Annotated in this window: 10 protein-coding genes; 4 read left to right on the plus strand and 6 right to left on the minus strand. The window is 52.6% G+C overall.

Annotation, left to right across the window (positions count from 1 at the left end):
* The first annotated feature begins 224 nt into the window (after positions 1-224).
* From hsdR to CLV97_RS16140, 3 genes are read left to right on the plus strand one after another with little or no spacing between them, the layout of a single operon-like run.
* Positions 225-3,479, plus strand: a complete 3,255-nt coding sequence (gene hsdR, locus CLV97_RS16130) for a type I restriction-modification system endonuclease (RefSeq protein WP_106346561.1) — start codon at positions 225-227, stop codon at positions 3,477-3,479.
* Positions 3,476-4,903, plus strand: coding sequence for a type I restriction-modification system subunit M (locus CLV97_RS16135; protein ID WP_106346562.1), 1,428 nt, complete (start codon positions 3,476-3,478; stop codon positions 4,901-4,903). Before hsdR ends, CLV97_RS16135 begins: the two co-directional genes overlap by 4 nt.
* Positions 4,900-6,456, plus strand: a complete 1,557-nt coding sequence (locus CLV97_RS16140; protein WP_106346563.1) for a restriction endonuclease subunit S — start codon at positions 4,900-4,902, stop codon at positions 6,454-6,456. Before CLV97_RS16135 ends, CLV97_RS16140 begins: the two co-directional genes overlap by 4 nt.
* 271 nt (positions 6,457-6,727) lie before the next feature.
* Here CLV97_RS16140 and CLV97_RS16145 read toward each other — a convergent pair whose 3' ends face one another.
* The 4 genes from CLV97_RS16145 to CLV97_RS16160 all read right to left on the minus strand — a co-directional run bounded on the left by CLV97_RS16145 (position 6,728) and on the right by CLV97_RS16160 (position 11,600).
* A complete protein-coding gene (locus tag CLV97_RS16145; RefSeq protein ID WP_211295776.1) occupies positions 6,728-7,084 on the minus strand; it encodes a type II toxin-antitoxin system PemK/MazF family toxin in 357 nt (118 codons plus the stop codon).
* Complete coding sequence (locus CLV97_RS16150) at positions 7,038-8,192, minus strand: helix-turn-helix domain-containing protein (protein ID WP_106346564.1); 1,155 nt, start codon at positions 8,190-8,192, stop codon at positions 7,038-7,040. The genes CLV97_RS16145 and CLV97_RS16150 overlap by 47 nt, the downstream gene beginning before the upstream one ends.
* Positions 8,193-8,439: 247 nt before the next feature.
* Complete coding sequence (yhbH, locus tag CLV97_RS16155; protein WP_106346565.1) at positions 8,440-9,600, minus strand: sporulation protein YhbH; 1,161 nt, start codon at positions 9,598-9,600, stop codon at positions 8,440-8,442.
* 101 nt (positions 9,601-9,701) lie between these two features.
* Complete coding sequence (locus CLV97_RS16160; protein WP_106346566.1) at positions 9,702-11,600, minus strand: PrkA family serine protein kinase; 1,899 nt, start codon at positions 11,598-11,600, stop codon at positions 9,702-9,704.
* A 499-nt stretch (positions 11,601-12,099) separates the two neighbouring features.
* Between CLV97_RS16160 and CLV97_RS18275 the strand changes: the two genes are divergently transcribed.
* The gene (locus CLV97_RS18275) at positions 12,100-12,255 is read left to right on the plus strand and encodes a hypothetical protein (RefSeq protein ID WP_170070581.1); all 156 of its coding nucleotides are present in this window, start codon (positions 12,100-12,102) and stop codon (positions 12,253-12,255) included.
* 83 nt (positions 12,256-12,338) lie between these two features.
* On the opposite strand, the gene CLV97_RS16165 is transcribed toward CLV97_RS18275, so the two are convergent.
* Together CLV97_RS16165 and trmL are read right to left on the minus strand one after the other, a co-directional pair.
* Positions 12,339-13,079 (minus strand): HAD family hydrolase, encoded by a 741-nt coding sequence (locus CLV97_RS16165; RefSeq protein WP_106346567.1) that lies wholly within the window; start codon positions 13,077-13,079, stop codon positions 12,339-12,341.
* A 119-nt stretch (positions 13,080-13,198) separates the two neighbouring features.
* Positions 13,199-13,663: a tRNA (uridine(34)/cytosine(34)/5-carboxymethylaminomethyluridine(34)-2'-O)-methyltransferase TrmL gene (gene trmL / locus CLV97_RS16170; RefSeq protein WP_106346568.1), complete on the minus strand. Its 465-nt coding sequence runs from the start codon at positions 13,661-13,663 to the stop codon at positions 13,199-13,201.
* Between the last annotated feature and the right edge of the window lie 449 nt (positions 13,664-14,112).

Raw genomic sequence — 14,112 nt, forward strand, 5'->3', positions numbered from 1 at the left:
CGGCGGGCGGACGCCCGGGGCCTGGTTTCGGTTTGGGGAGCAGGGGCTCAATCACAGCCCATTGTTCGTCTGTCAGCTCATGTCTCGTACTCATACTTCCATTTTACATTGGCAGATCATGTTTTTGAAATAGCTTGTAATCATAATCTCATTCTTCCCACCTTTCCGTTATACTTAATAGTATAATCAAAATTACCGATATCCGATCCCACTCCGAGGAAAGGGTGAGGAGATTGGCATGGAAGAGTAACTTCTCTTTCCTTGCGGATCGATGGCCCCTTTTGGCCAATTTGGGAGAAGCCGCTGAACGAAATCTGCACCATGATGCCAATACCACTTTGTTTAAACTTCGGCTGTTTGCAGAAAAAACGGCCGAATACATACTCGCCTTCGAAAAATTACCGGAACCCGAAGACGGAACGCAATTTGCCCGTTTGCAATTGATGAAACGGCATGATATCTTATCCGATGAACTATTGTCGATATTTCACGCCCTCCGAAAAAAAGGAAACAAAGCAACCCACGAAGGCTACGACTCCAAAAAGGATGCTGCCACGCTTCTATCCTTGGCCTATCGGTTGGGCGTATGGTTTATGCAAACCTACGGTGATTGGGACTTTAAACCTGCACCTTTCGTACAACCTCCTTCTTTCGACGCAAAAACGGTTGAAAAAATCAAGAAGGAACTGGAAAAAGCCTATCAATCCCAACTGAATCAACTTCAAGATGAATTGGAGCGGCTGCGAAAGCAAACCGAATCCCAGAAAGAATTGCATATGCGCCGGGCTCGGTCCATGAAAGCAGCGGCCCAGATGGAACTAACTGAAGAAGAAACCCGCAAATTGATTGATCAACAACTGGAACGGGCCGGCTGGGAGGCGGACAGCCAAAGACTCCGCTTTTCACTGGGCGCCCGTCCCGAAAAAGGGAGAAATCTTGCAATCGCTGAATGGCCGGTTAAAGGCGGTGTTGCCGACTACGCTCTCTTTGTCGGCCTTCAATTGGTCGCCTTGGTGGAAGCAAAACGTCAAGGCAAAGACGTGGTTTCCCATGTCAGGCAAGCGGCGAAATATGCTGAAAACCTGGTAAAAAAAGCAGATGAAGAATGGGTCGGCCAATGGGGAAAATACCGGGTGCCTTTTGTCTTTGCCACCAACGGCCGTCCCTATATCCAACAATGGAAAGAAAAATCGGGGATCTGGTTTCACGATCTTCGCCAACCCACCAATCATCCGAAACCTCTCCGGTTTTGGTTCAGCCCGCAGGATTTGATTGACAAATTGAAGACAGAGGAAAAAGCGGCGGAGGAAAAGTTGCGCGCAGAGCCAATGGATTACCTCGATCTCCGGGATTACCAGAAAAGGGCGATTCGGGCCGTCGAGGAAGGATTGGCAAAGGGAAAAGACCGCCTGCTTGTATCGATGGCCACAGGGACCGGAAAAACCCGAACCGCAATCGGTCTTATTTACCGCCTGATCAAAACAGGGCGATTCAGACGCATTCTGTTCCTGGTAGACCGTCGGGCTTTGGGCGAACAGGCGGAACACGCCTTCAAGGAAACGCGGCTGGAGGGGATTCATACCTTTACGGAAATCTATGAACTCCTCGGATTGGATGAAAAACACCCCACTCCGCACACAAAAGTGCATATCGCCACAGTTCAGAGCATGATCAAGCGCATCTTTTTTGGCGAAGAAAAGGATCCCATTCCTACCGCCGGCCAGTATGATTGCATCATTGTCGATGAAGCCCATCGGGGCTACACACTGGACCGGGAAATGAGCGAAACGGAATACCAGTTCCGGGATCAACGGGATTACATCAGCAAATATCGGGCCGTGCTCGAGCATTTTGATGCGGTGAAAATCGGGCTAACCGCCACACCGGCACTACACACCACGGAAATCTTCGGCAAACCGATTTTCAATTACTCCTACCGGGAAGCCGTCATCGACGGACATCTTGTGGACCACGAACTTCCCATTCAATTCCATACGCGTCTCAAAGAAGAAGGAATTCGTTGGAACAAAGGTGATAAAGTCCAAATTTATGAGCCGAAAACCGGCAAAATCGAAATCGCCGAGATGGAAGATGAAGTCCACCTTGAAGTGGACCAGTTCAACCGGAAAGTGGTCACGGAATCCTTCAATCGAGTGATCCTGGGAGAACTGGCCAACCACATCGACCCCATGGGTGAAGAAAAAACTTTGATTTTTGCCGTATCGGACGATCACGCCGACATGGTCGTCAACATTCTCAAGGAGGAATTGGAGAAAGTCCACGGACCGATTGATGACCAGGCGGTGATGAAAATCACCGGATCGATCCACGATCCCCTCGGTGCCATCCGCCTGTATAAAAATGAACGGTATCCCAACATTGCGGTGACGGTCGACCTGTTGACCACCGGTATCGATGTTCCCCGCATCTGCAACCTGGTTTTCCTGCGCCGGGTTCGCTCGCGAATCCTGTATGAACAAATGCTGGGGAGGGCCACCCACCCCTGCCCCGAGATCGGCAAGACCCATTTCCGCATCTTCGACGCGGTCAGTTTGTACGAAGCGCTGGAACCGGTGAGCACCATGAAGCCTGTTATCGCAAATCCCAACATCTCCTTCACCCAACTGGCCCGAGAGTTGTTGAGCCTGGAAGGAAAAGAAGAACAACAGAGGGCTCTCGAACAGATCCTGGGCAAACTGCAGCGCAAACGGCGACGCATGAATCAGGAGGAAATGGAGCAATTCCGGATGTTGTCCGGCGGAAAAACCGTAACGGAATACATCCATTGGCTGCGCCAAACACCTTCGGCAGATCTGAAAAAAGAATTGGCAGGACAGCAATCCCTCTTCCTTTTCCTGGACGAAAATCACTACCAACCGTCCAGAAAATGGATATCAGAGCATCCGGACGAGTTTTTAGGATACACCCGGGGATACGGCAAAGCGAAAAAACCGGAAGACTACTTGGAAGAATTCGGCCGTTTCATCCGGGAGAACATGAACCGCATCGCCGCTTTGCGCATCGTTTGCGAACGCCCGTCGGAACTTACCCGACAGGCTCTCAAAGAACTGAAATTCGAACTGGACCGCCGGGGATTCACGGAATCCGGTCTGCGATCTGCTTGGCGGGAGATGACCAATCAGGACATCGCCGCGGACATCATTGCCTTTATCCGGCAACAGGCCCTCGGCGACGCCCTGATTAGTCGTGAAGAACGGGTAAAAAGGGCAATGGAACGGATTTATCGAATGAAAAACTGGACGCCTGTCCAGCGCAAATGGCTGGAAAAAATCGAGCGCCATCTCCTTCAGGAAGCGGTTCTCGACCCCGACGCCCGGAAAGCCTTCGAAGTGCAGCCTTTCAAGCGAGACGGGGGCTACCGGCGTTTAAACCACATTTTTGAAGGCCAAATCCAGGACGTGCTCAATCGCATCAACCATTGGCTCTATACAAACGAAAAGGAGAAAGAGCAGGCATGAACAACCAGGAAATCGTACAAAAACTGTGGAACTTGTGCAATGTGCTCAGGGACGACGGCATTACCTACCATCAGTACGTAACCGAGCTCACCTATATCCTTTTCCTCAAAATGCTGAAAGAAAAAGGCATGGAAGACGAAGCCCAACTCCCTCCGGAATACCGTTGGGATTACTTGGTCAAACTGCAGGGAATCGAGCTGAAAAACCACTACCGAAAGCTGCTGGTCGATCTGGGTACCAAAGGAAACAAACTGGTCAACCAGATCTACGCCAACGCCTCCACCAACATCGACGAGCCGAAAAACCTGGAGAAAATCATCCGCTCCATCGACGCGCTGGATTGGTACAGCGCCCGCGAAGAAGGGCTCGGCAACCTGTATGAAGGACTGTTGGAGAAAAACGCCAGCGAAAAAAAATCCGGGGCGGGACAGTATTTCACGCCCCGCCCCCTGATCAACGTGATGGTCCGACTGATCGATCCACAGCCCGGTGAGAGGTGCAACGACCCGGCGGCAGGCACCTTCGGCTTCATGATCGCCGCCGACCGCCATGTTCGTGCCAAAACCAATGATTACTACGGTTTGAGCCCGGAACAAAGCCGCTTTCAAATTGAAGAAGCCTTTACCGGCTGCGAACTTGTGCAAGACACTCACCGACTGGCCCTTATGAATGCGATGCTCCACGGCCTGCAAGGGGAAATTCTCCTGGGGGACACCCTTTCCAACTTGGGCAAAAAAATGATGAATATGGACGTAATCCTGACCAATCCCCCCTTCGGCACCAAAAAGGGCGGGGAACGGCCCACCCGGGACGACCTCACCTTCCCCACCACCAACAAACAGCTCAATTTCCTGCAGCACATCTACCGGGCTCTTAAACCCAACGGCAAGGCCCGGGCGGCCGTCGTCATGCCGGACAACGTTCTTTTCCAAGACGGCGACGGGCGCAAAGTTCGTGTCGACCTGATGGACAAGTGCAATCTGCACACCATCCTCCGCCTGCCCACGGGGATCTTCTACGCCCAGGGCGTGAAGACAAACGTCCTCTTTTTCACCCGGGGCGTCGAGGACAAAGGGAACACGAAGGAAGTCTGGTTCTACGATATGCGTACCAACATGCCCAGCTTCGGCAAGCGCAACCCGCTCACCGAAGAACACTTCGAAGGCTTCATCAAAGCCTACACTGCCAAAGACCGGCACCAAGTGGACGATCCCCGCTGGTCCTGCTACACCCGCGAGGAAATCCGGGCCAAGGGAGACAGCCTCGACCTCGGCCTGATGGCGGATGAATCCCTGTCCGCCTACGAAAATCTGCCCGACCCGATCGATTCCGCCGAAGAAGCCATCGGCAAACTGGAACGGGCCGTTTCCCTGTTGAACGAAGTCGTTGCCGAACTGAAAGCCGCCGAGGAGGGTAAACGATGAGCCGTAAAAGGAAGAAGAAAACGCTGGCGGAACTGTTGGAGGAGGCCCTGGTGCCGGAAGAGGAGCAGCCCTATCAGGTGCCGGATAATTGGGTTTGGGTAAGGTTGGGGGCTTTGTTGCCAGAGATGGAAACAAGGGACCCAACGAAATTAGGGACCGACTTTTTTACTTATATTGATGTCGAATCAATAGACAATAAAAATCAAAAAGTAAGTTCCCCAAAGACTCTATTCGTTAAAAATGCTCCAAGTCGGGCAAAAAGAGCTGTTCATGAAGGAGATGTAATAATATCTCTTGTTAGACCGTATCTAAAAAATATTGCATACATCGGTTCTGATCTTAAAGATGCTGTTGCCTCAACTGCTTTTTATGTTTGTGGACCCAGCAAGGCCCATTGTAACAAGTATTTATATTACTACTCAAAAAGTGATGTAATGACAACATATCTTAATTTAAGAGCCAAGGGTCATAATTCTCCTTCGGTAAGAAATAGCGACTTCCTTAATACACCTTTCCCCCTCCCCCCTCTTCCCGAACAAAAACGAATCGTCGACCGGGTGGAGTCTCTTCTGGGGAAAATCAACGAAGCCAAGGAATTGATTGAAGAGGCAAAGGAGACCTTTGAAACCCGCCGGGCCGCCATCCTCGCCAAGGCGTTCCGCGGTGAACTGACAAAAAAATGGCGCGAACAACACCCCGACATCGAACCCGCCGACCAACTGTTGGAGCGGATCAAAGCGGAGAAGGAGAAACTCGAGGGAACAAAAAGGAGACGAAAACAAAAAAACGAACTCCCTCCCATTGACCCGCCGTATGAATTGCCGAAGGGGTGGAAGTGGGTTAGATTGGGAGATATAACAACGATTAATCCAGGAAAACCTAAAAATATGGAATTACCCCAAGATCATCAATGTAGTTTTGTTCCTATGGCGGCTATTGATGGATTTAAGGGGATAATCTCAAACATCCAGCAAAGGCGATTTGATGAAGTTAAAAATGGCTATACCTATTTTGAAGAGAACGATATACTTTTCGCCAAAATAACACCTTGCATGGAAAACGGAAAAGTTGCTTTGGCAAAAGGACTGTTTAACCAATTTGGATTTGGAACGACAGAATTTCACGTTATCAGATGCCATCCCCTAATTCATCCAAAATACATCTATCATTTGGTTCGTTCAGACTCTTTCCGAAAACGAGCTAAGGCTGCAATGACAGGTGCCGTTGGTCAGCAAAGAGTACCAAAGAATTTTTTGGAAACATATCCGTGTCCTTTACCTCCATTTAAAGAACAAAAAGTAATTGCAGATCACTTAGATGCTTTACTAAGCTATGAATATGATTTCCAAACCATTTTAGATAGAGAAGATGATATAATGACTCTCACCCAATCCATCCTCAACAAAGCCTTTCGGGGCGAATTGGGCACCAACGATCCTGAAGAGGAGAGCGCGTTGGAACTCCTCAAAGAAGTGCTGCTTGAACAAGCCGGGGAAACAATTGATAACCCTAAAAGCAAAGCCAACAGACAAGGCTCCCTTCTCCTCGTTTAACACATGCTCACAATGGAATGTCAATTGAATGCAACTCAAGATCACCAATGTCGTACGAAATGAACTGAACACTGAGACGGCTGACGAATGTTTTGGCTTGGGATCCGGGAGCGATGTTTCGTCTCGACTCCACACGATGGCGAGTCACCCGACGAAAAATCGCTCCCTCCTGATACTTTGTCAACATCCTGTGTGCCGACCAATGGTCGGCACTCTTTTTAAATTTCCCAAAATATTATTTACAAAAATCATCAACAACTACTCCCATTCTTCAAATCGGAATTTGAATCACAATGCCTATGGCTGAAACGATGTCGTCTATCTCTTCCTCAGCCAGAACTCCCAACTGCTTGACAAACCGCTCGGTTGACAAGCTCTTCACTTGAAAAGCATCCGCTGCAGAAAGCTTGTCCAACCCATTCTGCACATTTGGCTCCAATTTCACTATCCAGGGATACGAAGCATAAATCTCTTTCCACTCAGTGATGGGAACGATCACCTTCAAGGGCAATTTCCCGATACTGTCCGCACTGACAACAACGCAGGGGCGGAGCTTTTTCATTTCCGCCCCACGCGTTGGATCAAGATTGACTTTCCAAACTTGTCCCCTGACGATCTTCATATTCATGGAAATCCTCCAAATCGACATCTTCAAAAGCGGTCAACTCTCGGTTTTCCATGTACTCCCGCACCAAATCATCCTTTGGTTGCGGGAACTCCTTTGGCTTGGGTTTAACAGTTCGTAAACCTCCGTGTAGCAGCGTGGCAGCGTAAGACGGTGTAATCAAACGTTCTGCAAGTGCTTGGTGGATCAACAAGCGCAATCTGCGCGGTTTTTCGAGGGAAACGCTTCCAGGTTCTTCAGTTCGCCACCCCCGCTGACTGAGGCGTCGAAACAGCGTGTTATACGTGTCTCGGTCGATGATCTCCAGATCGAACGCTCGCCAAATCCAAGCTTGAATGCTGACACCGTATTCGTTCTTGAGCAAAAGCAGCTCATCCAAACTAAGATCGGATCTCTTTCTGCCGAGTTCCACGTGGACAGCCTCGGCCGGTACCAAAAAGGCACCGGCAAAACGATGGGCCGCCTTTTCCACGTCCACCGGAGGGTCGGCATCGAGGACGAGGTGTCCCAGTTCGTGAGCCAAGTTGAATCGCTGCCGATCTCCAGGCGCATTCACGTTGTATGCGATGACAGGGATTTGACCGTTTACCCAGCATGAAAAACCGTCAAAACCTTTGGGAGCGTCAATGGCAATCACCTTGATCCCCCGGTTTTCAAGCCGGCCACACAAATCTTCGATGGGATCCGACCCCAACTTCCACTGCCTTCGGAGCTCATCTGCTGCCCGCTCCGCTTCATCCACCGATGTTATCGGAAAACTAGGCAGTTTGGATTCTGGAAAGAACCCCTTCGGAAATAGCTCTTCCACCAAAAGATGGCGCTCCACTGCCTCGACAATCGTGGCTTCGATCGCTTCCTGCAAACGTTTCCCCAGCTTAGAGTGCTTCCGGTATGCCGGATTCAGCGTTTCCACTTTCACTTCCCGAAAAAAATATTCGACACCCACAGACAAGGCTTTTGCCAATCGCAAAAGCGTGCTTTGACGAGGGGACGCTTCGCCCCGTTCAAACTTGGAGATGGCAGTTGCGGAAACGCCCACTCGCTCCGCAAGCTCGCGGACCGACAATCCCGCTTTCGCCCGGGCCAGTTTAATACGCGGTCCAATATCCATCGAATTCACCCTCCTGTTTACATATTAGTATCATGTCATCATTTTGTAAACCAGCAGTTGTCATTTTTTCGACGCCAACTTTTGAATACATCCCTCTTTTCCATTCTGAGCAGATTCAATGATCCATACCAGAAACAAAACAACACAAAAAAGCCGGGCAGAATATCTGCCCGATTCAAAAAAGTTGTTTCGGTTTCAGTCACCTTCACCGCACATTTGCCAAAATATCTCGATCTCATCGATTAAATCACCCCGCCGGCGCTTCCTCGTCCCGATTCGAGAAGAAGTGCTTCAGGGCGTCGTACACCTGTCCCTTCTCCCGGATGACGTAGTAGCGAAACTTGGGATCCCGGATGTGGCGGTAGGCGCTCATCAGGGTGGAATGGCGGCCGTACTGGTTCACTTCGGTGTAGCCGAAGAGGTTGGATCGCTTGATCAGTTCCTGGACGAGTCGGACGCAGCGCTCGTTGTCCGAGGCGAGGTTGTCGCCGTCGGAGAAATGGAAGGGATAGATGTTGTACCGATGGGGCGGATAGCGGCGGTCGATCATCGCGAGCGCCAGGCGGTAGGCGGAGGAACACATGGTTCCCCCGCTTTCCCCCCTTTTGAAGAACTGTTCCTCGGTCACTTCCTTCGCTTCGGTGTGGTGGGCGATAAACCGGATATCCACCTGGTTGTACTTGGTGCGGAGGAAGCGGACCATCCAGAAGAAAAAGCTCCGGGCGACATATTTCTCGAAAACCCCCATGGAACCCGAGGTATCCATCATGGCGATGACGACCGCGTTGGAGTGGGGACGGACCACCTCTTCCCAGGTCTTGAAGCGCAGGTCCTCGTCGGAGATCCGGCCGATGCCGGGTCGCCCCTTGAGGGCGTTCCGCTTGATGGCTTCCAGGATGGTCCGCTTTTTGTCGATGTTGCCCATCAGCCCCTTTTTGCGCACATCGTTGAACCGGATGTCCGGGGTTTGAATCTCGTCCTGTTGCTTGGGGGCCATCCGGGGAAGGGACATCTCGGAAAACAGGATCTCCTCCAATTCCTCCAGGGAGATCTCCGCCTCGTAATAATCCGTCCCCGGCTGATCCCCCGCCCCGGTTCCTTTTCCCGGCCCCTTTCCGGGAGCCGGCTCCCGGGCGATCACGTCTCCCACCTTGCTGTTCCCCGTCCCCTGGCTCACCTGTTTGCTTTTGTTGTAATTGTAGCGGAAGCGGTATTCCTCCATCGAACGGATGGGGATTTTCACCACTTGCTTGCCGTCCGACATGATGATGCTTTCCTCGCTGATCAGATCCGGAAGATTCTTCCGGATCGCCTCCTTCACCTTCTCGTTGTGGCGCATCTGGTCCTGGTAACCCTTTCGGTGCAGGGACCAATCCTCCTGGGACACGATGAAGAGCGGGCCTTCCACTTCCGATCACCCCCCGTACCAATCCGCCTGCCGGCGGATCGCTCTTGCGGCCCATTCCGCCGGAAGGCGGTGAAAAACGCGCATTGCCCGGGCGCGCCCCTTCACCGGTTGAGCAGACTGCCCACATACCGAAGAAGCTCATTGGCGCAGATCGGGCAGTATCCGTTTTCATCGATGAGGCGCGCCGTCACCTCGTTGATTTTCTTCAACTGGTTCTCATCCGGCGTTTTGGTGGACGTGGTGATCTTCACCACATCCTTCAGATCGGCGAACAATTTTTTCTGGATGGCTTCCCTCAGCCGTTCGTGGCTGTTGTAGTCGAACTTTTTCCCCTTGCGGGCATAGGCGGAAATGCGAATGAGAATTTCCTCGCGAAAAGCCTTTTTGGCGTTCTCGGAAATGCCGATCTGCTCCTCGATGGAGCGCATCAGCTTCTCGTCCGGATCCAATTCCTCGCCCGTGATCGGATCGCGGATCTTGGTCCAGTTGCAATAGGCCTCCACGTTGTCGAGGTAATTGTCAAGCAGGGTCTTGGCCGACTCCTCATAGGAGTAGACGAAGGCCTTCTGCACTTCCTTTTTCGCCAGTTCATCGTACTCCTTGCGGGCGATGGAGATGAAGTTGAGATACTTTTCCCGCTGCTCCCGGGTGATGGACGGATGCTGGTTGAGGCCGTCCTTCAGGGAGCGCAAAATGTCCAGGGCGTTGATGCAGTCGGTATCGCTGCGGATCAGCGCGCTGGAGATGCGGTTGATCACATACCGGGGGTCAACCCCCGTCATCCCCTCATCCAGAAACTCGTTTTGCAGCTCCTCCACATCCGATTCCTTGTACCCCTCCACCGCTTCGCCGTCATACAGGCGCATCTTTTTGACCAGATCCATCCCCTGCTTTTTCGATTCCTTCAGGCGCGTCAAGATGGTGAACACCGCCGCGGCATACAAGGCGTGGGGGGCGATGTGCACATGCTTCAGATCGCTCTGACGGATCAGCTTTTCATAGATGCGAACTTCCTCGGAGACCCGGAGGTTGTAGGGAATCGGCATGACGATGATCCTGGACTGGAGCGCCTCATTTTTCTTGTTGCTGATAAACGCCTTGTATTCCGCCTCGTTCGTATGGGCGACGATCAGTTCGTCGGCGGAGATGAGCGCAAACCGCCCCGCCTTGAAATTCCCCTCCTGGGTCAGAGAAAGCAGGTTCCACAAAAATTTTTCGTCGCACTTGAGCATTTCCTGAAATTCCATCAGTCCGCGGTTGGCCTTGTTGAGTTCCCCGTCAAACCGATAGGCCCGGGGATCCGACTCCGATCCGTACTCGGTGATGGTGGAGAAATCGATGCTGCCCGTCAGCTCGGAGATATCCTGGGATTTGGGATCGGAAGGGCTGAAGGTGCCGATCCCGACCCGGTCATCCTCCGAAAGCAGCACCCGCTCCACCCGCACATCTTCCACTCGTCCGCCGTACTCTTCCTTGAGGCGCAACCGACAGGAGGGACAGAGGTTGCCCTCGATCCGGACCCCCAGTTCCCGCTCCGCTTCCTCCCGGAGCTCCGGCGGGATCAGGTGGAGGGGCTCCTCGTGCATCGGACAGCCCTTGATGGCGTATACCGCCCCCTCCTCCGTCCGGGAATACTGCTCCAATCCCTTCTTGAGAAGGGTGACAATCGTCGATTTCCCTCCGCTGACCGGCCCCATCAACAACAAGATCCGCTTGCGTACGTCCAGACGACGAGCAGCGGAATGAAAATACTCCTCCACCAGGCGTTCGATCGCCCGGTCCAGGCCAAAAAGCTCCCTGCTAAAAAAGGGGTACCGCTTGTTCCCCTGTTCATCCACTTCCACACCGTGACTGATGATCATGTTGTATACCCGCGAATGTGCCGTCTGTGCCACCTGCGGCCGCTTGCGAACGATATCCAAATATTCCGAAAAGGTTCCTTCCCACGCCAAACGCTCCTCTTTCTCCCGTTGCTCGGCGATCTTTTTGAGGATGTCCATCGAAGCTTCCCCCTCCGCTTAAGCTTCGCTCCCTTTGGCATCGGCGGTTCTTACCTACATATGAAATTTCGTCCGAACCTATGCACGTCCAATGAAAAAAAGCCGCTCCCTCTCGGAGGCTAACAGAAAGTTTTTGACCGAAGATAGTATATATTTATGCGTGCAGGTGGACGATGTTTCTTGATGACCGCCTTCTCCCTTCCCCCCGGAGCGAAAACCGGCGGGTGTCCCTGCCCGGCGGAACGGGCCAACACGCCGAAAACGGGGATCAGCGTCCTGAATAATTATGCGCAGGAAGGTCAAAATAAGTTCAAGGAGACAATAAAAATATCATTTCCAAAGCCGAACCGCACAAGTCACCACGAACGGAATCATGCAACATCCGAATCGGGAGGAGGGAAAATTACAGAAGATCAAGAAGATCTTAACATCCGCTTTACACACATCGGGTGCCAAAGGGTTACAATAAAGACAAAAGGAAGAAAGGTGCTGGTCATCCTTGACCCTCCTGGAGCTCTGTTTCCCGGGTTTGGTCATCCTGGTCGGTCTGTATTGTCTGTACCGGTACCTCAAGGAACAGGCGGAACTCCCCAAATACCAACCGACACCGGGGATTTCCGGAACCGAAAACAACATGTCGGAAAATCGAGCCTGAGTCCCGTTAAAAAATAAACGATTAAAAAAAACGAGCCCCGTCGAGGCTCGTTTTTTTTCGCCCAACCCTCCGGATCGCAAACCTCATGCCGACCGGACGGGAGTTTGGGAAAACACGCCCTCTCCGTTCCGGATCGAGCGGAGCAGATCGGCCAGGCTTCCCTGCTGATCCACGGAATAGGTGGGTTGCCCACGGTCGATCCGAAAGTCCGTCACCAAATAAGTGCTCAGCCCCAGCGTGGAGGCCACCATGTCTTCCTGCATATCGTTGCCGATCATCACGCACTCTTCGGGTTTCAGGCCAATCCGGTCGACGATGTCCCGGTAATATTCGATCCGGGGTTTGCAATAGCGGGTCTCCTCGTGATAGGTCACCCATTCGAAGGGCAGATCATCCACCCCCGCCCAACGCATCCGTTCCCGAATGGCCACCCGCGGGAACACCGGATTGGTGGCGACCACCACGCGGCATCCCCGGTCCAACGCCGCCTGCACCACCTCCCTGGCCAGATCGGTGGGTTGAGCGTGCTTTTTCAGCCTGGGAAAGCGCTCCCTGTAAAACCGTTCAAACAGCGGCCAGATCGACTCCTTTTCCAGACCGGTCGAGGACAAAAAGTGGTGCTGAAAAACCTCTTCGTTGGTTTTCTCGGGGTCCTCGTCTTCGATCATCGCCTTGGTCGCCCGCCAGATGGACGGAATCAACCGCTCCGGCGGAACCACGTGGGCCACGTAGGGAGCCAGCTCCCGCAAATAGACCTCGACAAACCGATCCGTATCCAAGGGCAACAACGTACCGTCCAGGTCGAACAAACAGGCTCGGATCATCGGCCCACGTCCTCCTCGCTTTCCGTAACACATTTTTGGATCGTAAAACATTGGAGGGGGATTCGTCGAGACATCCCCCTATCGATTATATCACTTTGGAACTACTTCTTTGATGGATTTTATGCCAGGTCGGGAAACCCGTTCTGGCGCAGCGCTTCGTAGAGAACGATGGCCACCGCGTTGGACAGGTTGAGGGAACGGTTTTCGGGAAGCATCGGAATGCGCATGCAGGTGTCCCGATAACGCTCCAGGAGACGGGAAGGAAGCCCCGCCGTCTCCTTGCCGAAGACCAAGAAATCCCCGTCCCGAAATTGGAAGTCCGTGTAGGATTTGTCTGCCTTCGTGGTGGCACAAAAAAAACGCCCCACGGGAAACGATGCCGCCAATTCCTCAAAGGAATCGTGGGTGTGAAGCCGGACCTTTTCCCAATAGTCCAGACCGGCCCGCTTGAGATAGCGGTCCTCCAGGGAAAAGCCCAGGGGTTTCACCAGGTGGAGGATTGCGCCCGTGGCGGCGCAGGTCCGGGCGATGTTGCCGGTATTTTGCGGTATTTCGGGTTCAACCAGCACGATGTGAAAGGGCATTCTCCACCTCTCCCAACTCCGAAAGTCGCCGACACCACGCTCTTTTATCGCTTCGAACTGACCGGGGGAACCGCATCGAAGCAAGGAACAGGAGCATATTTTCTATGAATATAGCAACCACCCTTCCGAAATCCAGAGACGGCACATACACTGCTGTTGGATAAAAACTCGATTTGAAGGGAAGGGAGGTTCTGTTTTGGGCAACCCGAACGTCAACTATGCTTTCGGCCGTCGTTTCTGCCGCCTTTGCCGCCTCTGCCGGTCCCGCCGGTTCCGCCGTCGCAACCGCGTTTTCTGCCGCCTCTGTCGACGCCAACGCCGTTTCTGCCGCAGGTTCCGATAGGGATGGCCATCAAACGTCCACCTCGGATTCGGCCCGCAGATCACCCTGTTCGGGCCATTTTTCTTTTCCCCGAAGCGCCGGGCCGGTGTTTAAAGCCGTCGCAAAT

The organism is Planifilum fimeticola (genome assembly GCF_003001905.1).
In the GTDB taxonomy this organism is placed as follows: Bacteria; Bacillota; Bacilli; order Thermoactinomycetales; family DSM-44946; genus Planifilum; species Planifilum fimeticola.